At 47.9% G+C, this 26,793-nt stretch carries 24 protein-coding genes and 1 riboswitch; all 24 genes read right to left on the bottom strand.

The genetic code is table 11. The features are described 5' to 3' along the window. Positions 1–73: 73 nt before the first annotated feature. The 24 genes from gatB to KW93_RS10735 all read right to left on the bottom strand — a co-directional run bounded on the left by gatB (position 74) and on the right by KW93_RS10735 (position 26,467). Complete coding sequence (gene gatB, locus KW93_RS10850; RefSeq protein ID WP_033543034.1) at positions 74–1,504, bottom strand: Asp-tRNA(Asn)/Glu-tRNA(Gln) amidotransferase subunit GatB; 1,431 nt, start codon at positions 1,502–1,504, stop codon at positions 74–76. Further along, complete coding sequence (gene gatA / locus KW93_RS10845) at positions 1,501–2,970, bottom strand: Asp-tRNA(Asn)/Glu-tRNA(Gln) amidotransferase subunit GatA (RefSeq protein ID WP_033543033.1); 1,470 nt, start codon at positions 2,968–2,970, stop codon at positions 1,501–1,503. Before gatA ends, gatB begins: the two co-directional genes overlap by 4 nt. 17 nt (positions 2,971–2,987) lie before the next feature. Beyond that, entirely contained in the window at positions 2,988–3,278 is a 291-nt protein-coding gene (gene gatC, locus KW93_RS10840) for an Asp-tRNA(Asn)/Glu-tRNA(Gln) amidotransferase subunit GatC (RefSeq protein WP_033543032.1), read from the bottom strand. 87 nt (positions 3,279–3,365) lie between these two features. Continuing rightward, complete coding sequence (locus KW93_RS10835; RefSeq protein ID WP_033543031.1) at positions 3,366–4,475, bottom strand: CamS family sex pheromone protein; 1,110 nt, start codon at positions 4,473–4,475, stop codon at positions 3,366–3,368. A gap of 17 nt (positions 4,476–4,492) precedes the next feature. Continuing rightward, positions 4,493–6,496: an NAD-dependent DNA ligase LigA gene (gene ligA, locus KW93_RS10830; RefSeq protein ID WP_033543030.1), complete on the bottom strand. Its 2,004-nt coding sequence runs from the start codon at positions 6,494–6,496 to the stop codon at positions 4,493–4,495. Positions 6,497–6,510: 14 nt separating this feature from the next. Next, positions 6,511–8,730 (bottom strand): DNA helicase PcrA, encoded by a 2,220-nt coding sequence (pcrA, locus tag KW93_RS10825; RefSeq protein WP_033543029.1) that lies wholly within the window; start codon positions 8,728–8,730, stop codon positions 6,511–6,513. A gap of 28 nt (positions 8,731–8,758) precedes the next feature. After that, a complete protein-coding gene (locus KW93_RS10820) occupies positions 8,759–9,460 on the bottom strand; it encodes a heptaprenylglyceryl phosphate synthase (RefSeq protein ID WP_033543028.1) in 702 nt (233 codons plus the stop codon). 237 nt (positions 9,461–9,697) lie between these two features. Continuing rightward, positions 9,698–10,018 carry a YerC/YecD family TrpR-related protein gene (locus KW93_RS10815; protein WP_033543027.1) on the bottom strand — a complete coding sequence of 107 codons (321 nt, stop codon included), beginning with the start codon at positions 10,016–10,018 and terminating at the stop codon, positions 9,698–9,700. Between the two features lie 39 nt (positions 10,019–10,057). Further along, entirely contained in the window at positions 10,058–11,788 is a 1,731-nt protein-coding gene (locus KW93_RS10810) for an adenine deaminase C-terminal domain-containing protein (RefSeq protein WP_033543026.1), read from the bottom strand. A 184-nt stretch (positions 11,789–11,972) separates the two neighbouring features. Beyond that, positions 11,973–12,563 (bottom strand): GNAT family N-acetyltransferase, encoded by a 591-nt coding sequence (locus KW93_RS10805; protein WP_033543025.1) that lies wholly within the window; start codon positions 12,561–12,563, stop codon positions 11,973–11,975. A 201-nt stretch (positions 12,564–12,764) separates the two neighbouring features. After that, positions 12,765–14,018, bottom strand: a complete 1,254-nt coding sequence (purD, locus tag KW93_RS10800; RefSeq protein ID WP_033543024.1) for a phosphoribosylamine--glycine ligase — start codon at positions 14,016–14,018, stop codon at positions 12,765–12,767. Between the two features lie 18 nt (positions 14,019–14,036). Further along, complete coding sequence (gene purH / locus KW93_RS10795; protein WP_033543023.1) at positions 14,037–15,575, bottom strand: bifunctional phosphoribosylaminoimidazolecarboxamide formyltransferase/IMP cyclohydrolase; 1,539 nt, start codon at positions 15,573–15,575, stop codon at positions 14,037–14,039. Between the two features lie 33 nt (positions 15,576–15,608). Next, a complete protein-coding gene (purN, locus tag KW93_RS10790) occupies positions 15,609–16,181 on the bottom strand; it encodes a phosphoribosylglycinamide formyltransferase (protein WP_033543022.1) in 573 nt (190 codons plus the stop codon). After that, the gene (gene purM, locus KW93_RS10785; RefSeq protein ID WP_033543021.1) at positions 16,171–17,232 is read right to left on the bottom strand and encodes a phosphoribosylformylglycinamidine cyclo-ligase; all 1,062 of its coding nucleotides are present in this window, start codon (positions 17,230–17,232) and stop codon (positions 16,171–16,173) included. The genes purN and purM overlap by 11 nt, the downstream gene beginning before the upstream one ends. A 12-nt stretch (positions 17,233–17,244) precedes the next feature. Beyond that, the gene (gene purF, locus KW93_RS10780; protein ID WP_033543036.1) at positions 17,245–18,666 is read right to left on the bottom strand and encodes an amidophosphoribosyltransferase; all 1,422 of its coding nucleotides are present in this window, start codon (positions 18,664–18,666) and stop codon (positions 17,245–17,247) included. Then, the gene (gene purL, locus KW93_RS10775) at positions 18,642–20,870 is read right to left on the bottom strand and encodes a phosphoribosylformylglycinamidine synthase subunit PurL (protein WP_033543020.1); all 2,229 of its coding nucleotides are present in this window, start codon (positions 20,868–20,870) and stop codon (positions 18,642–18,644) included. The genes purF and purL overlap by 25 nt, the downstream gene beginning before the upstream one ends. Further along, positions 20,854–21,537 (bottom strand): phosphoribosylformylglycinamidine synthase subunit PurQ, encoded by a 684-nt coding sequence (gene purQ, locus KW93_RS10770; RefSeq protein ID WP_033543019.1) that lies wholly within the window; start codon positions 21,535–21,537, stop codon positions 20,854–20,856. The genes purL and purQ overlap by 17 nt, the downstream gene beginning before the upstream one ends. Continuing rightward, entirely contained in the window at positions 21,534–21,788 is a 255-nt protein-coding gene (gene purS, locus KW93_RS10765; protein ID WP_033543018.1) for a phosphoribosylformylglycinamidine synthase subunit PurS, read from the bottom strand. The genes purQ and purS overlap by 4 nt, the downstream gene beginning before the upstream one ends. Then, positions 21,785–22,501, bottom strand: coding sequence for a phosphoribosylaminoimidazolesuccinocarboxamide synthase (purC, locus tag KW93_RS10760; RefSeq protein WP_033543017.1), 717 nt, complete (start codon positions 22,499–22,501; stop codon positions 21,785–21,787). Before purC ends, purS begins: the two co-directional genes overlap by 4 nt. 15 nt (positions 22,502–22,516) lie before the next feature. After that, complete coding sequence (gene purB / locus KW93_RS10755; RefSeq protein WP_033543016.1) at positions 22,517–23,812, bottom strand: adenylosuccinate lyase; 1,296 nt, start codon at positions 23,810–23,812, stop codon at positions 22,517–22,519. Further along, positions 23,812–24,951, bottom strand: coding sequence for a 5-(carboxyamino)imidazole ribonucleotide synthase (gene purK, locus KW93_RS10750; protein ID WP_033543015.1), 1,140 nt, complete (start codon positions 24,949–24,951; stop codon positions 23,812–23,814). Before purK ends, purB begins: the two co-directional genes overlap by 1 nt. Beyond that, a complete protein-coding gene (gene purE, locus KW93_RS10745; RefSeq protein ID WP_033543014.1) occupies positions 24,948–25,436 on the bottom strand; it encodes a 5-(carboxyamino)imidazole ribonucleotide mutase in 489 nt (162 codons plus the stop codon). Before purE ends, purK begins: the two co-directional genes overlap by 4 nt. Positions 25,437–25,574: 138 nt before the next feature. Beyond that, a riboswitch (purine riboswitch) is annotated at positions 25,575–25,674 on the bottom strand. Between the two features lie 86 nt (positions 25,675–25,760). Beyond that, positions 25,761–25,949, bottom strand: a complete 189-nt coding sequence (locus KW93_RS10740; RefSeq protein ID WP_033543013.1) for an NETI motif-containing protein — start codon at positions 25,947–25,949, stop codon at positions 25,761–25,763. After that, on the bottom strand, positions 25,946–26,467 hold the full coding sequence (locus KW93_RS10735) for a DUF2179 domain-containing protein (protein ID WP_033543035.1): 522 nt from the start codon (positions 26,465–26,467) through the stop codon (positions 25,946–25,948). The genes KW93_RS10740 and KW93_RS10735 overlap by 4 nt, the downstream gene beginning before the upstream one ends. Between the last annotated feature and the right edge of the window lie 326 nt (positions 26,468–26,793).

Genomic DNA, 26,793 nt, shown 5'->3' with positions numbered 1-26,793 from the left:
AGAGCTGGGTCGCCGGAGTCTGGACACCGAGACCGGACAAAAAAGATGGCCCCTAAAGGACCATCCAATAATTTTATCGTTTATTTATTTCTTCCAACAAAATTTTATTCAATAAAGGAGGGTTCGCCTGTCCTTTGGTCGCTTTCATGATCAGGCCGATCAGGAAACCGACAGCGCGGTCTTTGCCGTTTTTGAAGTCTTCAATGGATTGCGGATTGGCATCGAGTGTGCTTGTAACATAGTCACGCAAAACGTTTTCGTCCGAAATCTGGACGAGCCCTTTCGCCTTCACGATGTCATTGGCTTCGCCGCCTTTTTCGATCAATTCACGGAATACTTTTTTGGCGATTTTGGACGAAATCGTGCCATCAGCGATCAATTTGATCATGCCTGCCAGCCCTTCAGGCGTCAAAGCCGTATCCGCCAATTCTTTCTGTTCAGCATTGAGGTAAGCGGAAACTTCGCCCATCAGCCAGTTGGAAGCCAGTTTCGCGTCGGCTCCTGCTGCAACTGTCGCTTCGAAGAAATCGGATATCGGTTTTGCCAGCGTCAGCACCATCGCGTCATATGACGACATGCCGAGTTCTGACACATAACGCGCTTTCCGTGCATCCGGAAGTTCCGGAATCTCTGCGCGGACACGTTCAATCCAGGTATCATCGATGACAATGTCCACCAGATCCGGTTCCGGGAAGTAACGGTAATCGTCAGACCCTTCTTTTACGCGCATCAAGATCGTTTTGCCTGTCGATTCATCATAGCGGCGTGTTTCCTGCGGAATGACACCGCCTGACAGGAGTACCTGTTCCTGGCGGATTTGTTCGTGCTCGATTCCTCTGCGCACATAGTTGAACGAGTTCAGGTTTTTCAATTCGGTTTTCGTCCCGAATTGTTCCTGGCCATATGGACGCAATGAAATATTGGCGTCACAGCGCAAAGACCCTTCTTCCATGCGTACATCGGAAACGCCTGTGTACTGGATGATCGCTTTGATTTTCTCCAGGAACGCATAAGCCTCATCAGCTGTGCGGATATCCGGTTCGGAAACGATTTCGATCAATGGCGTGCCCTGGCGGTTGTAGTCAACCAGTGAATAGCCTTTATCGGTATGCGTCAGCTTTCCTGCATCTTCTTCCATATGCAGGCGCGTGATGCCGATGCGTTTTTTCTCACCGTTCACTTCGATTTCAATCCATCCGTGTTCACCGATCGGCTGATCGAACTGTGAAATCTGATAGGCTTTCGGATTATCCGGATAGAAATAGTTTTTGCGGTCGAATTTCGTGTGGCGGGTGATTTCGCAGTTCAGCGCAAGCGCCGCTTTCATCGCCCAGTCGACTGCCGTTTTATTGACTACCGGCAGGACTCCCGGATAGCCGAGGTCGATTTCGTTTGTATTTGTATTCGGTTCTGCTCCGAAATGCGCCGGAGACGGAGAAAACATTTTGGATTCTGTTTTCAGCTCAACGTGCACTTCGAGCCCGATGATCGTTTCAAAATTCATTGTGCTGCTCCCTCCCATAATTGAGGAGTTTTTTTATGGAAATCTGTCGCCTTTTCAAAAACATCGGCTACGCGATAAACCGTTTCCTCGTCGAAATAATTGCCGATGATCTGCAGGCCAAGCGGCATATCGCCATCAAAGCCGCACGGCACGGAAATTGCGGGCACCCCTGCAAGGTTGACCGGTATTGTGAGGATATCATTCGCATACATCGTAAGCGGGTCATCGATGATTTCACCGATTTTGAACGCAGGCGTCGGGGTTGTCGGAGATACGATGACATCATATTTCTCAAAAGCCTTGTCAAAATCCTGTTTGATCAGCGTGCGCACTTTTTGCGCTTTTTTGTAATAAGCATCGTAATAGCCTGAACTTAATGCATACGTCCCAAGCATGATGCGGCGTTTGACTTCATCGCCAAACCCTTCCGCGCGTGTATTCATATAGAAATCAAGCAGGCTGCTCGCTTTGTTCGTGCGGTAGCCGTAACGGATGCCGTCAAAACGGGACAGGTTGGAAGAAGCTTCGGACGATGCGAGTAAATAGTAAGTCGCGAGCGCGTATTTTGAATGCGGCAAAGAAATTTCTTCCACCGTTGCGCCTTTTTCCTTCAATACTTCAAGTGCGTTGTAAACTGCCTGTTTCGCCGATTCACTTACGCCTTCCGCAAAGTATTCTTTTGGAACACCGATGCGAAGCCCTGTAATATCACCTGTCAAAGCCGCCGCAAAATCAGGAACTTCCACATCTGCAGAGGTGGAATCTTTTTCATCGTGACCGGCAATCGCCTGCAAAAGGAGTGCGTTGTCTTTGACGTTGCGCGTAATCGGACCGATCTGATCAAGTGACGAAGCGAACGCAATCAAACCGAAACGGGATACTCGGCCGTATGTCGGCTTCATGCCGACGACACCGCAGAAGGCTGCCGGCTGGCGAATTGAACCGCCCGTATCGGAACCGAGTGTGAACGGCACTTCTCCCGCAGCCACTGCCGCAGTTGAACCGCCGGAAGAGCCGCCCGGCACATAATCCAGGTTCCATGGATTTCTTGTCTTTTTATAATAGGAGTTTTCGTTCGATGAACCCATGGCGAATTCGTCCATATTCAATTTCCCTACTGTAATCATGCCTGCCGCGCGCAATTTTTCAACAACGGTCGCATTATAGATCGGATTGAACCCTTCCAGGATGCGGCTTGATGCTGTCGTAACCAGACCTTCTGTCATGATATTGTCTTTCACGCCAATCGGTAAACCGAATAACGGTCCACGCTGATCCATCGGTGTATTATCCAGTTCGGTCGCTTTCGCCATCGCCTGTTCTTCGTTCATCGCCAGAAAAGCGTCGACTTTCGGATCCAGCTGATTGATCCGTTCGATCGTTTGTTTTGTCAGATCTGCGATTGTTGCTTCATTACTATGTAACAGTTCCTGTAATTCTGCAGCTGTCTTGTCATGAAACTTCATGGTTTCCCCCCTCACTATTATTCCAGAATGGTCGGAACTTTTACTTGTCCCGCTTCATGTTCTTTTACGTTTTTCAACACTGTTTCACGCGGCAGTCCCTCTTCCGCTATATCTTCCCGCATTACATTGACCATCGGCAATACATGCGTTGTCGGCTCCACATTTTCTGTATCCAGTTCATTCAAAAGTTCCATCGCATTTGTGATGGCTTCCAATTGTTCCGCAAAATGGATCGCTTCTTCATCCGTAATCGCCAGACGCGCCAAATGGGCAACTTCGATCACTTCATCTTTTGTCATTTTCGCCATTTCCTTACACCTCCGAAATCAGTAAACATACGCTATATCGTACCATTTTTTAGAGAAAAAGAATAGAGACAGCCATCTCGGCTGCCTCTATTCATAAATATGGACAACCGGTTCGGTTTCGTTGGTTTTTCTCAAAATCAGCGCTTCCGCTCCGTTGATAGAATTGATATCAACTTCCACCTGAATATTTTCCGGAAAATGCTTCATGACGAGCCCGGTCAGATACTGTGTAAAACCGATCACTTCCGCGGAACCATAAAACTGGATCGGGATTTCTACCTGCAGTTTGCGGATGTCATCTCCCTGATAAAATCCGGTGCCGATTACACTCGTGAAATTCGAGAAGTATTCTTCGACATCCTGTTTGAAATTCTTGAATGCCGTATCCACTTCACGATATTTTTCTTCCGGATTCGAAGAAGGGAAAATCACATACTCTTCGCTGATCGGATTCCAATTGGCTACCGCGTTCTGGCCGCCCGGGGCTGCTCCGTATGTAAAATACGTTCCCGCTGTTATCGTGTTGCGGCTTTTTTGCCTGAACAGGCCGACCGTAATCGGAATGTCCGCCATTCCTTCTTTTTGACGCAGGCGATTGACGATTTCGTTTGCCATGCGCTTGCCTTCTGTATCGAGCTGTTCCTGAGAAATCGCCTCTTCACGGGAAACGCCCTCATTTTCGCTGTAATAAATCGAATTCAGCGCCAGTCCGACAGATACACCGCCAAGACGGATGGTGTCTTCATTGGTTTTTACAAGATAATTTTGCTCGATGATATGAGCCAGTATTTGAGGAGGGGCATTTGCACCTTCTCCGCCCTCTGCAGCATTCAAGCCGGTCGGGTTGTCTTCCGGATGATAGCGGCCCAGCCAGGCAGTGACTTCTTCATCCGTTATTTTCTGCCCTTCCTGAAAATAATAATCATCAGGGGAAAATTGATTTTGGGACAGGCGAAGCAGCCCTTTTTCGGCTTCTTCAATATCGTAGCGGGAATTCATCCGGTTAACGATTTTCCCTCGCGTGGCACTTTGTTTATAAGGCAATAGAGTCCGGTAAAACTGATCATCCAGCTGCATGCTTGGAATAATGGCTGTTTCCACTTCCTCTGTGCCGATCACTTCCGTTTCATTTGTCTGTGACGGCACACAGGCGGACAGCAGCAATATGCAGGCAGGAATCCACCAAAAGCGTTTCATTACTGTTAATCTCCTCATTAGTTCAATTCTTCAATCAATTGCTGCTCGCTCCAGATTTCAATATTCAGCTCCTGAGCTTTATCGAGTTTGGAACCGGCTTCCGCGCCTGCAATCAGCAGGTCGGTTTTCTTGCTGACGCTGCCGGACAGTTTGCCGCCCATCGCTTCGATGCGCTCAGTCGCTTCCGAACGTGTCAGCTGTTCCAGTTTCCCGGTCAGCACGATTTTCTTGCCGGCAAAAGCGTTGGAGCCCGCTTCCACCTGCACCCGTCTGCCGGTATACGTAAGATTGACGTTTTTATCGGCCAAACGTTCCACCAATCCGCGCACTTCTTCACTGTCGAAATAAGTGACAACGGAATCAGCCATTTTATCACCGATTTCATGGATCGCCGTCAAGTCTTCCAGAGACGCCTCCATCAGCTTTTCCATGGACCCGAAATGTTCGGACAGAATTCTGGCCGCTCTTTCACCGACATGCCGGATGCCAAGGCCGAACAGAAGCCTTTCCATGGAATTGCTGCGTGACGCATCAATGGCTGCGATCAGGTTTGATGCTGACTTTTCGCCCATCCGGTCAAGCTCCAGCAATTGGTCTTTCGTCAATTTGTAAATATCAGCAATATCAGCGATCAGCCCTTCCTGATAAAGCTGTTCAATGACTTTTTCGCCGAGCCCTTCAATATTCATGGCGTTGCGTGAAACGAAATGGATCAGACCTTCGGTAATTTGGGCCGGACATTTCGGATTGACACAACGCAGCACCACTTCGCCTTCGATGCGCACAAGCTCCGCGTCACAGGCCGGACAATTTTCCGGCATCAGGAACGGCTCTTCATCACCCGTACGGAGTTCGACCAGCGCCCGCACCACTTCCGGGATGATGTCTCCGGCTTTACGGATAATGACTTTATCGCCGATGCGGATATCTTTTTCTTTGATCAGATCTTCATTATGCAATGAAGCCCGCTGCACAGTCGTGCCGGCGACCGACACCGGATCCAGAATGGCGGTCGGCGTGACCGCACCGGTGCGACCGACGCTGAGTTCGATGTCCCGAAGATTCGTCATCACTTCTTCTGCCGGGAATTTATAGGCGGTCGCCCATTTCGGGCTTTTCGCTGTAAAGCCGAGTTCCTGCTGCTGCAGAAAGCGGTTTACTTTGATGACGATACCGTCAATTTCATATGACAATTTGCCGCGCTTCTCAGTCCACGATTCAATATATTCCAGAACTTCCTCGACGCTGTGGCAAACTTTTCGTTCATTATTCGTTTTAAAGCCGAGTTTATTCAAATAATCGAGGGATTTGTCATGGTCTTCGAGGCCATAATTTTCAGCCTCCCCGCCAATGCCGTAAATAAAGACATCCAGGTTCCGGCTTGCGGCTATTTTCGGATCAAGCTGCCGCAGCGAACCGGCAGCGGCATTCCGTGGATTGGCGAAAATCTCTTCCCCTTTTTCCGTGCGCTGCTCATTCAGTTTATGGAATGAATTCTTGGGCATGAACACTTCTCCGCGCACTTCAAGCGATACCGGTTCTTTCAGTTTCAGCGGAATGGACCGGATTGTCCGAAGGTTGACGGTGATGTCTTCACCGACACGGCCATCACCGCGCGTTGCTCCGCGGACAAATTGGCCGTTTTCATACATCAATGAAACCGCCAGTCCGTCTATTTTCAATTCACATACATATTCTATCGCGTTTCCGGCACCGCTTCTTACCCGTTTATCGAACTCCCGCAGATCATCTTCCCCGAAGACGTTCGACAAACTCAGCATCGGGCGGTCATGTGTCACTTTTTCAAAATTGGAAATCGGTGAACCGCCGACTCTTTGTGTCGGAGAATCCGGAAACACAAGATCCGGATACAGAGTTTCCAATTCGATCAATTCATTTAGCAACTGATCATAAACCGAATCCGGCACCATCGGATTATCCAGTACATAATAGGCATGTCCGTACGTGCCTAGCAATTCATTTAATTCATTTACCCGCTGTTCCGCTTTGATGCGATCCATAATAAACCTCCCGACTATACTTTTTCAATCGGCGCAAATTTGGCCAGGAGCCGTTTGATGCCGACAGGGCTAGGGAATGCGATATCGAGTTCTGTCTGTTCGCCTTCACCTTTAACACCGACAACGGTGCCAGTGCCCCATTTTTTGTGCTTCGCCTTATCGCCGGGCCTCCAGCCAAGCTTGTCTCCGCCTGACTGTTCATAGGCTGGCCGTGTTACTGCTGCCCGCTTCGGTGCCTGCTGATAACTTGTGGCAGCTCCTGCACGGTGCTGCGCCATCGTCTGCTCAATCAATTCTTCGGAAATTTCATTGATGAAGCGGGACGGCATATTCCAGTTGCTCTTGCCGAACAGTGTACGGGAAGACGCATGTGTTAAATATAGCCTTTTTTCTGCTCTTGTAATCCCGACGTAAGCAAGACGGCGCTCTTCTTCCATCTCCTCTTCGTCGTTATTCGAACGGGAATGAGGAAATACGTTCTCTTCCAGGCCGATGATAAAGACAACAGGAAATTCCAGCCCTTTGGCTGCATGCATGGTCATTAAAATGATTGGGCCATCCGCTTCTTCTTCGTCATCAAGTGAATCAATATCGGAAATCAGCGCAAGATCGGTTAAAAATGCCACAAGTGATTTATCATCGTTCTGCTGCTGCTTTTCGAAAGCCTGTGTCACCGACAGGAATTCGTTCAAGTTTTCAAGCCGGCTTTCGCCTTCGATCGTTTTATCATTCTGCAGCATCTGGCGGTAACCGGATTTCTTCAGGACTTCCTCGACCAGCTCGGTGACCGACAGGTAGTTCTGCATTTCAGTGAAGCCGGCGATCATGGCACGGAATTCCTGTGCCGTCTGTGCGATTTTCGGAGATACGCCCATAAAATCGACTTCCTGCAGGGCATCCATGATAGTCCGGTCCTGTTCGATCGCAAATCCCGCGATCCGCTCGAACGAAGTTGCCCCGATGCCGCGCTTCGGTTCATTGATGATGCGCGCGAGTGACAGATCATCGTCGTTATTGGCAATCAAACGCAGATAAGCGAGCAGGTCTTTTATTTCTTTGCGGTCATAGAATTTTGTGCCGCCGACAATAGTGTAATTCATGTTCGACTTGACGAACATTTCCTCCATGATCCGTGACTGTGCATTGGTGCGGTAAAGGATGGCGAAATCGGACGTTTTATATCCTTCTTCGTCCATCAGCTTCTGAATGGTCTGCACGACAAATTGCGCTTCCTGCCGCTCATCCGAAGCTTTGTGAAGCGTGATTGCCGGTCCTTCGTCATTGTCCGTGCGCAGCTCTTTCGGGTACCGGCTCGTATTGCGCTTGATGACATCGTTTGCCGCCTGCAGAATGCGCTTCGTTGAGCGGTAATTCTGCTCGAGCATAATGACTTTTGCATTCGGGTAATCTTTTTCGAAACTCAGGATATTCGTGATGTCCGCTCCGCGCCAGCGGTAAATGGACTGGTCCGAATCACCGACAACACAAATATTCTTGAACTTGCTCGCCAGTTTCTGGACCAGCTGGTACTGGGCATTATTCGTATCCTGGTACTCGTCCACATGGATATACTGGAATTTGTTCTGGTAAAATTCCAGAACATCCGGCATTTTATTGAATAAAGTCAAGGTCGTCATAATGAGGTCATCGAAATCGAGCGACTGGTTTTTCTGCAGCCGTTTTTCATAGCCTTCGTAAACTTCCGCAATCGTTTTTTCATACGGGTTATGCTGATTGGCATTGGCCGCAAACTCCCCGGCTGTGATGCATTCGTTTTTCGCCGAAGAAATGGCGTTCAGGATCGTTCTCGGTTCGTATTTTTTCGGGTCGAGGTTCTGCTGTTTGAGGACATTTTTAATAACCGACAATTGGTCGGTAGTATCAAGTATCGAGAAATTCCTTGAAAAGCCCAGCTTGTCGATATCGCGGCGCAGGATTCGGACACACATCGAGTGAAATGTGGATACCCACATGCGTTCCCCTGTACCGTGGCCGAGCAGACCGTCGATCCGGTTGCGCATTTCACGCGCCGCTTTGTTCGTAAATGTAATCGCCAGGATATTGGAAGGATATACCTGTTTCTCCAGCACAAGATACGCGATTCTGTGCGTCAAAACACGGGTCTTTCCCGATCCGGCACCGGCCATGATCAGCAGCGGTCCTTCCGTCGCTTTGACCGCTTCTTCCTGTTCCGGGTTCATTCCTTTGAGCAGGTTCTTCGTTATTAATTCCATTGTGCACCACCTCGAACGTTTGTTCTTATTATAACGATTGATCTTTAGTTTCCGCAACCGCCTGGACGGTTCTAATCGCTTTTTCAATATCTGTATAAATGACATTTCCAACGACAATTGTGTCAGCTATCCGCGCCATTTCCTGCGCTTTTTCCGCAGAATCGATGCCGCCGCCGTAGAACAGCCGTGTATCAGACAAATGCCCTCCCACCTGCTGCACCAAAGCCGGATCGCCGTATGTACCGGAGTATTCCATATAAAATATTGGCAGCCTGAAGAAATGTTCAGCGAGCCTCGCATACGCCACCACATCTTCCCTGTCAAGCACTGTTTCAGCCCCTGTCAGCCTTGCCGCTTTGCAATCCGGATTCAGGATGCAATAGCCTTCCGGAACCAGTTCTTCCCAGTCCATCAAATCCCCGTATTCACGGATTGCTTCATGATGAAGGCCTTTGATCCATTTCGGATCTTCACTGTTTAGCACCGTTGGAATGAAATAAAAATCAAAACCCGGCGTCACTGATTCAATTGTTGAAATTTCCAAAACAGCCGGAACGGAGAACCGGCGGACACGCGCCATTAAATCGAGCACATTTTCGAGTGTGACATCATCACTGCCGCCTATCAAGATGGCATCGGTCCCGGATTCACAAATTCGTTCCAAATGTTCATCAGAAATTCGTTTTGCCGGGTCCAATTTGAACACATGCCGCCATGATCGATAATCCATTTCAATTCACCTGACTTCATTTCATTTTCATCTATTTATTATAACAAAGAAAAGCGTAAGCGCCCATTCAGCACCAAAAGGCATAAGGCAGATCAGCAGAGCGGCGTTTTTTGCCACGGCAGCTGGTTTGGCTTATGAACCGAGGGGCTGGGCGCTGGAGTCTGGACAAAAAGAAAAGGCCGTCCACTAAGCCCGAACTCTGACTTAATGGACAGCTTTTAATTTTTCGTTTGCCCTCTACTCTTTCGGCAGCTGAAAAGGCTTTTCGTCGGGATACAGCCGCCCGAGCATTTCGTCGTACGCATCGTTGCCGTAATTCAGGCAGCGGCGAACACGTGAAATCGTCGCAGTGCTTGCCCCTGTTTCATTTTTAATCTTTTCGTACGTCTTTTTCAGCCGCAGCATGCGCGCCACTTCGAAGCGCTGGGATAAAGACTGGATCTCGCTGATTGTGGCAAGATCATCGAAAAAGCGATAAGCTTCTTCGCGGTCTTTGAGTGCCAGTATCGCATCGATCAATTGATCGGTTTGTGGTCCTCGGATTTTATTGACTTGCATTTGGCCTTACCGTCCTTTCGTGTCTAACCGTAGCGGAAATCATCTCATGAAAGCAGGAAACAGCACTTCCCGGTTCTTTACATCGTAAATCCCTTTTTGAGTCACGCGCACATAAGGCAGATGGGTGGCCTGCAAAAAAAGCAATGTATAGATGGCGTCCCCATGTTTATAACCGCGATCTTTCAGCGCCTTCTTCATGATGGTTTCCTGCTCCATGATCTTTTCCATCGGAAAATCCGACATGCTGCCGCCATGGGCCAGTGGAATGTCACAGATTTTTTCGCCGTTCTCCATCAGGACAATGCCGCCTTTCATCCGCTTCAATTCGTCAAAAGCCAGCCACATCTGTTTCCGGTCTTTGCCGATCAGAATGATGTCGCCCGTATTGGAATAGGAAGATGCAAAACCTTCCACCGCTGTGCTGAATCCTTTGATCAGTGTATTGACGCGCCATTTGCCGTTCTTATCGATCAGCATCAGGAAGCTTTCGTTATGATCTTTTGACAGCGTTCCAACATGTGTATCGATGTTGACGGAATACGGTTTTATAATGACATCATTCACCATATCAAGTCCGAACGGCATCGAAAATTGAAAATCATCTTCTGTCAGATCAAAATCCATTTCAAGTTTCGGTAAAACGCTCCAATCGATTTCCGGCAGCGCCATCACTTTTTCTCCGTCCCGCTTCAGCCACTTCCCTTTTGAAATGACACTCGACGGCACCGGATTCTCGATCGAATCCAGAATATTGATGTTTGCATAGCGCCCTGTTGCAATCAGACCATGCATCGCTGTCATATTATAATACCGCGCCACATTATAGGATGCCATCATATAGGCATCAATCGCCGGCACTCCAGCCTCCAGCGCAATGCGAATACACATGTCCATGACACCATCTTTATGGAATGAAGGCGTTGAGCCGTCTGTTGTCATCATCAATTTTTCATAAACGTTCAGTTCCCGGTCGATGACGCCTTTCAGCAGGTCCGGCAAATCCGGCCGGATCGATGAATAGCGCAATGTCACACCATAGCCGTGGAGCAGCCGCATTTCCAATTCATCGATCGTCATCGCTTCATGGTCGCCGTCAGCGCCGAGCAATTTCATGCGCGCCAGCGTTTTTTCAGAGGCACCCGGAAAATGCCCTTCAATTTTCTTGCGGGTCATTTTCGCTTTTTGGATCCAATAGAGCATTTGATCATCACCAGCCAGCAATTTCGGCCAGCCGGTCAACTCCCCGCCAAGCAGCACTTCCGGACGATCCAGCCATTCCCCGACTGATTTTGAAGTGAACAGCAGATCTTCTTCTGCAAGCTCTGTCTGCGAATCAAAACGCGTCCACCAATAGAATGTAAATGGCAGTTCGTTCAGCTGATCCAGAATTGAAAACGCTTTCTCGTTTTCCATTGACAGGAATAAGGTCAGGTTATCCGATATGAAAGTGGTCGTTCCCAGTTGGGCTGAATAATCCGCGAAAGATTGAGGGTTATAAAGCTGGAAGGGATGTACGTGGGGTTCGATGTAACCCGGAACGATAAACTTGCCTGACATATCAGCCACTTCTGTCGTTTCGCCGATTTTCGGCATCTCCTGCCCGGCATAGACGATCCGGTCGTCGTGAATCCAGATATTGCCCGTCATCCATTTTTTATAGATGCCATGCAAATAATAGGCATTGGTCAGCACGAGATCCGGTGACTCGTCCTTCGTAATGATTTTGAGCTGTTTGCGTAATTCTTTATTTTTCCAGAGTGGATTATCCATGAGCCCTCTCCTTTCCGTTGCAGTACTAATACTTTATATACTAGCATAACAATCCACTTAAATACAGCAAGGCCGCTATAATAATAGAACATTCTGACAGCTGGGCGGACTCCGAAACGGCAAAAAAGCCTGAAGGCAGAAAGCGATGCTTTCCCTCCAGGCTCGTTTCAGCAGCAACCAGATTTTAATTGTTCAACGGTTTATTGAATGGTTTCAAAACATCGTTTTTGCCGGTTTCCTTGAACGTCAGCACCTGATCGACGTGGTCGTAGGATTCACCGTAGAAATGTTCGTCTTTGTACGTGTGGATATCTTCATACATTCTTTTCATTGCTTCAAAAATTTCTTCTTCGCTTTCATTGTTCGGAGCCCAGTACAGGATCTCCATCGAGTTCTCTTCCCCGGTTGCAAGCGAGCGGCGGTTATAGCCGATGGAAGATGCATGCTTGAATCCTTCACGCGAATAAAAACGGAGACGTTTTTCCGTGTCGGTGTCCTCATAATTTACCGGTTCCACTTCCAGTATGATCGGCTTTTTCTTATCTTTCAGCATCTGAAGCGTTTTGCTGCCGATTCCCATGCCGCGTGATTCTTTCGACACAAAAAGGTAATCCACAAATGTGAAGTTCGGGAACTCCGCATACATCAATACGTGATACGGCCCCTCGTCTTTATAATAAACACTGCCTTTTTCCTTCAGCAATGTATCCATATGCTCTTTCGATTTCATTTCTTCAATAGGGAAATACTGATTTAACTTTTCGTACCAGTTCATACATATTGCTCCTCTCGAGTTTGAGTGCCCTGCTGATTTTGTTTTCGGGGTCGTGACGATTTTTTTGTTCTGGAGTGTAAATAGAGGTAAACGCGGGCTGTTGAAAATCCTCAACTCTCTTCTGTAACGTGTTTTTTAGAAGAAAGAAAAAATGACACAGTTCTTGTCGAATTTGTGTCATTTTACAGTATATCATTTTTTTTAGTCCATTGCACGCCATCCGATGTCGGAACGGTGCATGAAACCCGCCCACGACAATGAATTGATCTGGGCATAAACTTTTTCCTGTGCGGCTTTAACAGAATCACCTTCCGAAGAAATGAACAGCACGCGGCCGCCATTCGCAGCAAAACCTTCACTCGTGGCTTTTGTACCTGAATGAAAAATATCCACACCGGACAGACCGGCCAGATTCGGCAGTACTTTTCCTTTTTTCGGCTGCTCCGGATAGCCTTCTGCTGCAATCACCACTCCAAGAACCGCTTGTTCCTGCCATTCCAGTTCGAATGATTTGCCTTCAAGCATCGCGTACATGAAATCACCGAAATCCGATTTCATGCGCGGCAGCACCACCTGCGTTTCAGGATCGCCGAAACGGGCATTGAATTCGATTACTTTCGGCCCTTCCTTCGTTACAATCACTCCTGCATAGAGAATACCATTAAAAGGAATTCCCTCTTCAGCCATCGCTGTGACTGCCGGCTGAACGATTTTGCTGAAAGTTTCCTCGACGATGCTTTCTGAAATCTGCGGCACCGGTGAATAAGCGCCCATGCCTCCGGTATTCGGACCGCGGTCACCGTCGTAGGCACGCTTATGGTCCTGCGATATAACCATCGGATAAATCGATCCATTATAGACAAATGACATAAATGAAAACTCTTCGCCTTCCAAAAATTCTTCGATGACGACTTTCGATCCGGATGAGCCGAATTTATGGTCTTCCAGCATATCATGGACCGCGGCGATTGCAGCTTCTTCACTTCCCGCAACGACGACTCCTTTGCCTGCAGCAAGTCCATCAGCTTTAACGACAATCGGCGCACCCTTCTGACGGATGAATTCGATAGCCGGAGAAATTTCAGAAAACGTTTCAGAAGCTGCCGTGGGAATTTGATATTTTTTCATTAATTCCTTCGCAAAGGTTTTGCTTCCTTCAATTTGCGCAGCTGCTTTCGAAGGACCGAAAGCCCGCAGGCCCTGACTTTTGAAAAAGTCGACAATGCCTGCGGCGAGTGGCTGTTCCGGACCGATGAAGGTGCAATCGATCTTTTGTTCTTTGGCAAATTCGGCAAGTGCCGGAAAATCCATTTCATCTATCGGCACGAGCTCCGATTCCAGCCGCATGCCGTCATTGCCAGGTGCAGCGAAGACTTTTTCGATAGAAGCGGACCGCGCAAACTGGCGGACAATTGCATGTTCACGTCCGCCTCTTCCAATAACCAGCACTTTCATCGTGTTGCCCCCTCCGGCTTAATGTTTAAAGTGGCGAATGCCCGTAAAGACCATTGCTATGCCGTGTTCATCCGCTTTATCGATGGAGTCCTGATCTTTTTTCGATCCGCCGGGCTGAATGATCGCTTTGATGCCGGCTTTTGCTGCAGCTTCAACTGTATCGGCCATCGGGAAAAACGCATCAGAAGCCATGATTGCTCCATCAGCCCGTTCGCCTGCCTGCTCCAACGCAATTTTAGCGGCACCTACACGGTTCATCTGTCCTGCTCCGACGCCGAGCGTCATATGTGAATCACAGACTACAATAGCATTCGATTTTACATGCTTTACAACGCTCCAGCCCAATTTCAGCGCCTGAAGCTCGGCTTCTGTCGGCTGGCGTTTGGTTGCAACGGTGATTTCAGCATCTTCGTAATTATAAACATCCGGCTGCTGAACTAGCAAGCCGCCTTCCACAGTAACCAGATTCCATTTATCCTTTTTTACACCATCAAAGGAAATGGTCATCAAACGGATATTTTTCTTTTTGGTCAAAATTTCCATTGCCTCAACAGAGAATGCCGGCGCAATGATGATTTCAAGGAAAATATCTCCCAAAAGCTGAGCAGTTTCAGCATCAACTTCACGGTTCAACGCAACAATGCCTCCAAAAATAGAGGTGGAGTCCGCTTCATATGCTTTACCGAAAGCAGCAGAAACCGTGTCTCCTGTCCCAACGCCACAAGGGTTCATATGCTTTACTGCAACTGCAGCCGGCATTTTGAATTCTTTAATGATCTGCAAAGCGGCATTCGCATCCTGGATATTATTATAGGAAAGCTCCTTGCCATGCAGCTGATCGGCACTCGCAATTGAAAACTCTGAACCGAGCGGGCTGCGGTAAAATGCCGCTTTCTGATGCGGGTTTTCACCATAGCGCAGCGTTTGCTGCAGTTCATAGGTCAGCGTCAACTGTGCAGGATACTCTTCTCCCGTAAGGTCTGTAAAATAATTGGAAATATAGGAATCATATGCAGCAGTGTGGCGGAATACTTTCGCAGCCAGGCGGCGTCTCGTTTCAAGGGTCGTTGCTCCTTGGTCACTATGCAGTTCTTCAAGAACCACAGCGTAATCCTCGGCATCGACGATAACTGTTACGTAAGCATGATTTTTCGCTGCCGAACGCAGCATTGTCGGACCGCCGATATCAATGTTTTCAATCGCATCATCAACCGTAACATCCGGCTTTGAAATCGTTTCGCGGAATGGATATAAATTGACACAGACAATGTCAATCGGAGAAATGCCGTTGTCAGCCATCTCATTCTGATGCTGGGCATCGTCATGTTTGGCGAGTAGACCGCCGTGGACTAAAGGATGCAGGGTTTTAACACGTCCACCAAGTATTTCGGGGAATTTCGTAATTTCATCTACAGCCGTTATCGCTACGCCATTTTCTTCCAAAAAGCGTTTTGTTCCGCCAGTCGACAGGATTTCATAATTCATTCGCTCCAGTTCCTGCGCAAATTCCAGAATTCCGGATTTGTCCGATACACTCAACAATGCTCTCTTCTTCAAGGTACGTCCTCCTAATAATACTGCAGATGTGTTTTATTGAGAAAATAACCGCTGCAACGTTGCAGGATACAGGCGGTGTTCGATGTCATGAATTTCTTTTTCGACTGCTTCCCGCCCGCGCCCGCCAACCGCAAATGTTTGCTGGGCGATGATTTTCCCCGTATCCATCCCGGCATCGACAAAATGCACGGTGACACCTGCCGTCTCCGCTCCGGCGGCCAGCGTTTGGCCGATGGCATCCTTCCCAGGAAATGCAGGCAAGACAGAGGGATGGATATTGATGATCCGATTCTCGAACGCATCCAGCAGCACCGGACCGATCAGGCGCATATAGCCTGCCAGCACGATCCATTCCACATTCAATTGCTGCAGCTTTTCTTTCAGCATCTCTTCATACAATTGCTTCGAATCATAAGCCGATGGAATAAAAGCGAAAGAAGCGATGCCTGCTTTCTGTGCCCGTTCCACCACAAAAGCCTGCGGACGGTCCGTCACGACCAGCACCACTTCCGCGTGCAGACTGCCTGCTGCAACCGCATCGGCGATCGCCTGAAAATTAGAGCCGTTTCCAGATGCGAAAACGGCAATTTTGGTTTTACTGGCCATCGAGGGTTCCATCCTGTTCACCTGTGAACTGGACACCGGTTGTTTTGGAAACAGAACCGATGAGGTAAGCCTGTTCGCCGCTCTTTTGGGCTGCAGCCAGCACCTGTTCCGCATCTTCTTCCGCAACTGCCAGCACAAAGCCGATGCCGGCATTGAACACGGAATACAGATCACGGTCGGTCAGTTTGCCTTTGTCCTGAAGCATTTCGAAAACGCGCAGCACAGGCCAGCTGCCGAGCTCGATCTCTGCCCCCAATCCTTCCGGCATCATGCGCGGCAGATTTTCGATGAAACCGCCCCCTGTAATATGAGCCATGCCATGGATTTCAGTTTCTTCGGCAATCGCCGCTACTGCCCTGGCATAGATCTTCGTCGGCTTCAGCAGTTCATCGCCAAGCGGCCCCAGATCTTCAAAGCCTTCGACACTTTCTTCCAGCTTCAGCTGATGCTGGTCAAATACGATATTCCGCACGAGCGAATAGCCGTTTGAATGGATGCCGCTCGAAGCAAGGCCAATCAGCCTGTCACCTGCCTCAATTTTTTCACCAGTGACAATTTTTGATTTCTCGGCTGCACCGACTGCAAAACCGGCAATATCATATTCGTCCGCTTCATACAGCCCCGGCATTTCAGCAGTCTCTCCACCGATCAGCGCGGCGCCTGCCTGAACGCAGCCATCCGCCACCCCTTTGACGATCTGTTCAATTTTCTCCGGCACCGTTTTGCCGACCGCAAGATAATCAAGGAAAAATAAGGGTTCCGCCCCCTGCGCAACGATATCGTTGACGCACATCGCGACACAGTCGATGCCGATCGTATCGTGACGATCCGACATGAATGCCAGTTTCAATTTCGTTCCGACACCGTCCGTCCCGGATACAAGAACCGGTTCTTTCAGGTTCAGTTCGGATAGATCGAACATGCCGCCGAAACCGCCGAATGATCCGAGCATCCCAAGCCGCGCTGTGCGTTCCACATGGGATTTCATTCGGTCGACCGCTTCGTAGCCCGCTTCGATATTGACGCCTGCTTTTTCATATGCTTTTGACACGCCGGTTCCCCCTTATTTCACTTTCTCTTTTTCGTGCGGTAAAACTGTATCAGGAAAAATATTCGTCGGGTATTCGCCGGTAAAGCATGCCAGACAATGCCCACAGTTCGAACCTGGGTCCGTTCTGCCGATATTTTGCACCATGCCGTCGAGTGACAGGAAAGATAATGAGTCTGCCCCGATGATTTCCCGCATTTCTTCGATGGAATTATTCGCAGCGATCAATTCACCGGAAGTTGAAATATCAATTCCGTAAAAACATGGACTCTTGATCGGCGGCGAAGAGATGACGACATGGACTTCAGTCGCGCCTGCCTCTTTCAGCAAGTTGACGATGCGGCGTGAAGTAGTGCCGCGTACGATGGAATCGTCCACCATGATGACACGCTTCCCATTCACCACCTGGCGTACGGGTGACAGTTTCATCTTCACACCTTGTTCCCTAAGGTCTTGTGAAGGCTGAATGAAAGTTCTTCCGACATAGCGGTTCTTGATCAAACCAAGTTCATACGGAATTCCTGTTTCTTCAGAATAGCCGATGGCTGCCGAAATACTCGAATCAGGAACACCCGTCACGACATCTGCATCGATGCGTATTTCTTTAGCCAATTGCTTGCCGAGGCGCTTCCGTGCAGCATGTATGTTGATGCCGTCGATATCCGAATCCGGACGTGAAAAGTAAACGTATTCCATAGTACAGATCGAACGCTCCTGCGGATAAGCAAAGCGTTCCGCACGCAAACCATCATCTGTTATCACCAGAAACTCACCAGGTTCAACCGACCGGACATATTCCGCACCGATAATGTCAAAAGCACATGTTTCGGAAGCAACGACCCATGCGTCACCGAGTTTGCCCAGAGACAATGGCCGGAGACCGTTCGGGTCGAGCGCCACATACATCGCATCTTCTTTCAGGATTACGAAAGCAAAAGCCCCTTTTAAAAGAGAAAGCGCATTTTTGGCTTTTTCTTCAAACGTTTCGTAACCGCTCCTTTTGATCAGATGGGCCAGCACTTCCGTATCGGAAGTCGTTTGGAAAATACTTCCCTGGCGCTCCAGATGGCTTTTCAGGTGATTGGCATTGACCAGATTGCCGTTGTGAGAAATAGCAAGACTGCCGGTTGTCGAATTGAAGAGCAGCGGCTGGACATTTTCAATGCCGCTGCCGCCTGCTGTCGCATAACGGACATGGCCGATTGCCCCCGTACCGCTCAGCCCCTCCATTTTGTCCGGCGTAAAGATTTCATTGACCATGCCTTCGCCTTTCAATGCCTTCAAGTAATTCTTATCTGTCGCGACGATTCCTGCGCCTTCCTGCCCGCGGTGCTGAAGGGCGTGCAAACCGTAATAGGACAGCTGGACTGCATTTGAGTGGCCCCATATTCCAAAGACGCCGCATTCTTCATTTAAGCTTCTGATTTCAGCAAGCATGGGATTGCCCCTTTCCAGGCTGCGCGGAGCGTTTCAACCGAATCGTTGATCCAGGCTGATCCGTCCTCACTTTTTATCGTCAATTGTCCTGAGTCAGTGACCCTTCCAATTTGCTTAGCATCTGCTACAATCTGTTCGAATTTCTCAGCGTTTTCTGGAGAAACAGTTAAGATGAAACGGGATTGCGATTCGCTGAAAAGAGCGCTCGTGGCTGAACCGGAAAGTGTAACATCCAGTCCAAGGCCGTTGCCGAAAGCTTTCTCCGCCAGTGCAACCGCTACGCCGCCTTCTGCCACATCATGCGCTGAAGCGACAAGCCCTTTTTGGATCGCTTCAAGAATCTGCTGCTGGCGAGCTGCTTCAACCTTAAGATCGATTGCAGGAGCTTTGCCGAAAATGCGCCCTTCGACCATTTTCTGCAATTCACTGCCGCCGAATTCCGTAAAGCTTTCACCAACCACATACACCAGGTCTCCTGCATTTTTGGCATCCTGCGTCGTAACATGCGCAAGATCTTCCACTAAACCGACCAATCCGATTGTTGGCGTAGGGTAAATGGCCGTACCGTTTGTTTCATTGTATAAAGAAACGTTTCCGCCGATTACCGGAGCATCCAGGATTGTACATGCTTCGGACATACCATCTGCTGCTTTCTCCAGTTGCCAGAAGATCTCAGGTTTTTCAGGACTGCCGAAGTTCAGGCAGTCGGTAATAGCCAGTGGTTTTGCACCCGATACTACAACGTTGCGCGCCGCTTCCGCTACCGCAATTTTACCGCCCGTTTCCGGATCGAGATAAATGTAACGGGAGTTGCAGTCCGTCGTCATCGCCAAGCCTTTGTTCGTGCCGCGCACACGGATCACTGCTGCGTCCGACCCCGGGCTGACGACAGTGCTCGTACGCACCTGATGGTCATACTGCTCATAAACCCATTCTTTCGAAGCAATAGTCGGCTGCTGCAATAGGGCTTTCAGCGTCTCACTGTAGTTTTCGACTTTCGGCTCGACGTTTTCCATCTGTTGATATTCCGTGAAATAAGCAGGGACACTTGATGGTTTATGGTAGACAGGAGCATCTTCCGCAAGTGCATCAACCGGCACTTCTGCAACAATTTCCCCATTATGCTTTAAACGCAGCATTGAATCATCCGTCACGGTTCCGACGGTTACAGCATCAAGTCCATATTTCTCGAACAATTCCACAATTTCAGGCTCACGGCCTTTTTTCACAACGATCAGCATGCGTTCCTGTGATTCCGACAGCATCATTTCATAAGCCGTCATTCCCGTTTCACGCTGCGGCACATGATCCAAATCCATCTCGATTCCGGAACCTGCCTTTGAAGCCATTTCTGCTGAAGAAGAAGTCAGACCTGCCGCACCCATATCCTGGATGCCGACAAGTGCATCAGATTTCACGAGTTCGAGACAAGCTTCCAAAAGAAGTTTCTCCATGAACGGGTCACCAACCTGTACGGCCGGGCGGTTATCACCGGACGACTCCGTCAGCTCCTCTGATGCAAATGTTGCTCCGTGGATGCCGTCGCGCCCGGTTTTGGCGCCAACGTACATCACCGGGTTGCCGACTCCAGAAGCCACACCTTTTTGAATATCCTTATGGTCGATCAAACCGACGCACATCGCATTGACCAGTGGATTTCCTTCATAAGAAGCATCGAACTGCACTTCGCCTCCCACTGTCGGGATGCCGATGCAATTGCCGTATCCCGCAATCCCTGCCACTACTTCTTCAAACAGATATTTGACACGCGGTGTCGTCAACTCACCGAATCGGAGTGAGTTAAGCATGGCAATCGGACGCGCGCCCATCGAAAACACATCACGGATAATGCCGCCGACACCAGTTGCCGCTCCCTGATAAGGTTCAATCGCCGATGGATGATTATGCGATTCCATTTTGAAAACGACAGCCTGGCCATCGCCGATATCGACGATTCCGGCACCTTCGCCCGGTCCCTGCAGTACGCGGGGCGCTTTAGTCGGGAATTTCGCCAGCACAGGTTTGGAGTTTTTATATGAACAATGTTCCGACCACATGACCGAAAACAAACCGGTTTCAGTGTAATTTGGCGTTCTGCCTAAAATGCCTTCAACCATGCCAAACTCTTCGTCCGATAATCCCATTTGGCGATAGACCTTCTGCTCTTTGACTTGTTCAATAGTTGGCTCAAGCGTGAGTGACATTTGCTTCCCTCCACTGTTTGACGATTGATTTGAATAATGCCAGTCCGTCGCTGCCGCCGATCAAATCGGAAACTGCGCGTTCCGGATGCGGCATCATGCCCAGGACATTTCCGCGTTCGTTGATGATTCCGGCGATGTTATTGCGGCTGCCGTTAAAATCATCCGCATAGGAGAAGACGATTTGTCCGTTCTTTTTCAGCTGCTCATAAGTCGCATCGTCGCAATAATAATTCCCTTCACCGTGGGCAATTGGAATTTGGATTTCCTGGCTCTCTGTATATTCGCTGGTAAACAAAGTATTGGCATTTTCAACTTTCAGACCGACTGTTTTGCACATGAATTTCATGTTTTTATTGCGCAGCAATACGCCCGGCAATAGCCCTGCTTCTGTTAAAATCTGAAATCCGTTGCAGATGCCAAGAACCGGTTTTCCGGCTTCAGCCGCTTTCCGCACTTCATCCATGATGGCTGAAGACTGTGCAATCGCCCCGCAGCGCAGGTAATCGCCGTAAGAAAATCCGCCAGGCAACAGGATTCCGTCATAACTGCTTAAATCTGTTGCATCATGCCAAACGTATTCAGCTTGTTCACCCAACTCATCTTTGATCGCATGGTACATATCCAAATCACAATTGGACCCAGGAAACACGATTACTGCGAATTTCATTGCGAGACAGCCTCCTCGATTTCGAAACGGTAATCTTCAATCACCGTATTCGTCAATAACTTTTGACACATTTCATTCACCAAAGCATCGACATCACTTACTTCATCTGAAATGACAAGTTCCAGGTATTTGCCGATCCGGACGTCTTCAACTTGCGCGTAACCCATTTTATGAAGAGATCCCATTACCGCAGACCCTTGCGGATCCAGTACGCTTTCGCGCAAAGTGACATAGATTTTAACTTTTTTCATGAATGTTGTCCTCCCAGTTTCGCTAAAATAAGTTCGTATGCTTCCGTTAAATTGCCAAGATCCCGGCGAAATACATCTTTATCGAGTTTCTGTTTCGTCTCTTTATCCCATAGACGGCAGGTGTCCGGCGAAATTTCATCTGCCAACAGGATCTGTCCGTCAGTGCCCCGGCCAAATTCAATCTTGAAATCCACCAGATCGACGCCGACTTCTTCAAAAAAGCCAGTCAGCACTTTATTGACTTTAAGCGCCTTTTCACGCAGTTCCTGAACTTCTTCAGACGATGCCAGCTCCAGCATTTCAATATGGTCTTCTGTAATTATCGGATCACCGAGCGCATCATCTTTATAGTAGAATTCGACGATCGGCCGTTTCAGCACCGTGCCTTCTTCCAATCCGAGGCGTTTCGCCATGCTGCCGGCAACAATATTCCGTACCACAACCTCGATCGGAATAATTGAAACCTGCCGGACCAGCTGTTCATGGTCAGACAATTGTTCTACGAAATGCGAGGCAATGCCCACTGTCTGCAATTTTTTGAAGATCAAAGAAGTGATTTTATTGTTCAGCATGCCTTTACCGGCGATTTCCGCTTTCTTTTCACCATTGAAAGCCGTAGCTGAATTTTTATATTCCACCCATAAAATATTCTGTTCATCTGTTGCATATAAACGTTTTGCCTTGCCTTCGTACAAAAGCTGACCCTTTTCCATGTGTATAGCCCCCGTTTAGTTTAATCCAAGCCGGTTGAAAATCATGTCCACTTGCTGCAGGTGATGGTTGTAATCGAAGCAATCGTCCAATTCCTCTTTCGACAGCTGGGAAGTGATCGTCTCGTTCGCTTCCACGATTTTGCGGAAATGCGTTTGGTTCTCCCACGCCTCCATCGCGCACGGCTGCACTGTATCGTATGCCGCTTCACGTGCCATCCCTTTGTCGATCAATGCAAGCAACACACGCTGCGAATAAATTAAACCAAGCGTTGAATCCATATTGCGTTTCATGTTTTCAGGGAATACCGTCAAATTTTTCACGATATTGCCGAAACGGTTCAGCATATAATTAAGTGCAATCGTCGCATCCGGCAGGATTACGCGTTCAGCAGATGAATGCGAAATATCGCGTTCGTGCCAAAGTGATACATTTTCATAAGCCGTCAGCATATAGCCGCGGATCAAACGGGCAAGCCCAGTCATATTCTCAGAACCGATCGGGTTGCGTTTATGCGGCATTGCTGATGAACCTTTTTGCCCTTTCGCAAAAAACTCTTCCACTTCACGCGTTTCCGATTTCTGAAGACCGCGTATTTCTGTCGCAAACTTCTCAATCGATGTACCGATCAGCGCCAGCACACTCAGATACTGGGCGTGTCTGTCACGCTGCAAAGTCTGTGTGGAAATCGGTGAAGCAGCAAGACCCAGCTCTTTACAGACATATTCTTCTACAAATGGATCGATGTTAGCGTAAGTTCCAACCGCGCCGGACATTTTGCCGGTTTCAATCGATTTAGCCGCCGCTTCGAAACGCTCCAGATTGCGCTTCATTTCTTCGTGCCATAAGGCAAGTTTCAAACCAAAAGTGGTCGGTTCTGCATGGACACCGTGTGTTCGGCCCATCATGACTGTCATTTTATGTTCTATGGCTTTATTCGCTAAAATTTCGATAAAGTTCGTTAAATCTTTACGGATGATTTCATTTGCCTGTTTCAATAGGTAAGACAAAGCTGTATCCACTACGTCCGTTGAGGTCAATCCGTAATGCACCCATTTTCGCTCTTCTCCCAGCGTTTCAGAAACCGCACGGGTAAACGCCACCACATCGTGACGTGTCTCTTCTTCTATCTCAAGAATACGATCTACAGAAAATGAAGCATTTTTTCGGATCAAAGCGACGTCTTCTTTTGGGATATCTCCCAATTCCGCCCACGCTTCGCAAGCTAAGATTTCAACTTCCAGCCAGGCTTTGTATTTGTTTTCCTCTGTCCAAATCGTGCCCATTTCAGGTCTTGTGTAACGTGCTATCATCAGTTTTCCTCCAGTTTGTCAGCCCAAATTCCCGACTCTTCTATTTCATTCAGGGTTGTTGCCAAATCTTTTGTGAGAATGGTGACATGGCCCATCTTTCGATTATGTTTTGCTTCTTCTTTGCCGTAAAGGTGTATTGACCAATTCGGGTATTGCGCTATTTTCGAGGTCAGCGGCGCAACATGCTGTCCCAGTACATTCACCATCACTGTTTTCGCCCATAATTCAGGATTTCGCAGCGGCCAGCCGCATATGGCACGAACGTGCTGATGAAACTGTGAACTATTGGTTCCTTCTATAGAATAGTGTCCGGAGTTATGCGGACGCGGCGCCAATTCGTTCACCATCACACTGCCATCTGCCAACACGAACATCTCAACTGCCAGTGTGCCAACCATTTTTAGATGTTCTGCAATCGCTTTGGCAGCTTCAGTCGCACTGGCTATCGTCTTTTCGTCCACACGGGCAGGCACAATAGTTTCATGCAGTATATGGTTTTTATGAATGTTCTCTCCAATCGGCAATATTGCCGTTTCACCATGTCCGTTGCGCTGAATGATCACAGAGATTTCTTTAGTAAAATCAATAAACTGCTCAGCGACACAAACACCATTCTCGAAAAGCGGTTCAGCCAGCTTTAATTCTTCCAGATTTCTTATCGTTTGCTGCCCTTTGCCGTCATAGCCCCCACGTGCAGTTTTTACGATAAACGGATATTCGATCGCAGAACATTTTTCCAAAAAGTCAGAATAGCTCTCAGCTACAATATACTGAGCCACTGGAACGCCTGCTTTTCTGATTTCATCTTTTTCGGCAACCCGATTCTGTGTAATTCTGATCAACTCGGAACCCTGGGGTACATAGGCAATTTCACTTAATCGCTTTAAGCCTTCGACATCGATGTTTTCAAATTCATAAGTGATCACATCGCTTACTGCAGCCAATTCTTCCAGCGCTTCCAAATCGTCATATGGTGCGATCAATTGCACATCCGCAATCTGACCGGTAGGTGAATCCATTGCCGGATCCAGGACTGCAATTTTAAATCCGGCTTCTTTCGCTGCCAATGCCATCATCCGTCCCAGCTGGCCGCCACCTATGACCCCAATCGTCTGTCCGGGCAAAATCGTCTTTATCATATTAACTCCTCCGAACTCGCCAGGACTTCTTTTTCAGTTTTATCCCGGCGATTCTGAAGCGCGCCGGCAACTTTCTCATCCATCGTGCCGAGAATCTGCGCCGCCAATAAACCGGCGTTGACTGCACCAGCCTTACCAATGGCTACTGTAGCGACGGGAACTCCCCCAGGCATTTGAACAATCGACAGGAGCGAATCAAGACCGTTCAACGCCTTCGATTGCACGGGAACGCCTATAACTGGCAATGTCGTCTTCGCAGCCACCATTCCAGGCAGATGAGCCGCTCCGCCAGCACCTGCGATTAATACTTTCAAGCCTCGCTGTCTTGCGCTTTCAGCATAGTTGAACATCAGATCAGGAGTACGATGAGCTGATACTACTTTCTTTTCATAAGCGATATTTAACTCGTCCAAAATCTCACATGTGTTTTTCATTGTTTCCCAGTCACTTGCACTTCCCATGATTACACCGATTCTCGGATTCATCGTATCGCTCCTTTTAAAAAGTAAAAAGCCCTCAAATAAACTGCTCACTTTTACGTGAAAAGCAGTTTACTTAAGGACTCCAAAATCAACGAAATAGAGACTGGCGGCATACATGTATGCCCACTCCTCGTATCATTTCCATAAGTTGCTTTCCCGCATAGTCCAGACATTCCGGTGTCTTGGTAGAGACGCAGAAGCCAATTCTTCTGCATATATGGGGTTTCCTAGTTAATCATAACAACTCACTATTTAGTAGTCAACACATAAATCCGAACAATAATTTGTCAGAATATAATATAGTTCGGTTATTATTAATTTACTTAGTTATTCTTCGATTTTAACACCTTTAAATTTCACTATTTGCCTCACTGGGACAGGTTCCCCATCCACTTCTTCAAATAGAGGCTCTTCCTTCCTTCCAGTCGCCATATATCCTGCTGCCTGCATACGCTTCAAGCAGTCTTCAATAGTCTCATCTTCTCTGACTTCAAACCAAATTGTTTTCTTGCTCATTTAAACAATTTTCCTTTGCGAACTTGCTTAACCCAAAATCCGCCATGTATTGTTTTAGGTTCATAGGCGATTATAAATGCTTTTGGATCAATTTCCTTAATAGTAGTGTACAATTTTAATTCCCATTTCCGCGGCGTTAAAATCTGCATTGATTGCCGGTCTCCATCCATACCATTTGCGGCCCAGTCCGTCACTCCATAGCCTTTTGCACGTAAAGCTTTAGGTAGCTCCTGGCTCCGCTCACTGGTAATAACATTTACTGTGATGTAGCCCAATGCCATTTTTTCTTCTATTTTAGAACCCACAATTACTCCTGAGCCATATCCAATAGCGTATGCCACCAAGTTTTGAATTTGATCCAGATTATCGAGCACCAGCCCAAGACCCACTATATAAATCACTACTTCCACCATACTGACCAAAGCAGCTAAATAACGATAGTTTTTTAAAGTCATAATCATCCGAATTGTAAAGAAAGATACATAAACAATGTTGATGGAGAAAATGATGATAACCATTAACCATGGATTTATTTCCAAATCGAACACCCTTTCATTTTCCCTTAAGAATCAAATTTCATAATAGTGGAATCCACTCCATAAAGCAAGAGTGAATAGTCTTTAGCGTAATAATGATAACTGGGAACTTTATAGTATTTATTTTTACATTTGTTTCTCGGTTCATTTTTCCGTTGCCGTATCCGCTTATTGCATGTAATTTACTGCATAAATCTTTATTCTTTATTGCGGATGAAATAATCATTTTTTAGTTATATATAATAGAAGGAAAATTTCCACTTTCTATGAATACAACAAAAAAAGGCCGCTACCGCAGATGCGGTAAC

The sequence above is a fragment of the Planococcus sp. CAU13 genome (genome assembly GCF_000775575.1).
GTDB lineage: Bacteria > Bacillota > Bacilli > Bacillales_A > Planococcaceae > Planococcus.
The sequence above is the reverse complement of the archived record's forward strand: the minus strand, read 5'-3'. Positions and strand labels throughout refer to the sequence as shown.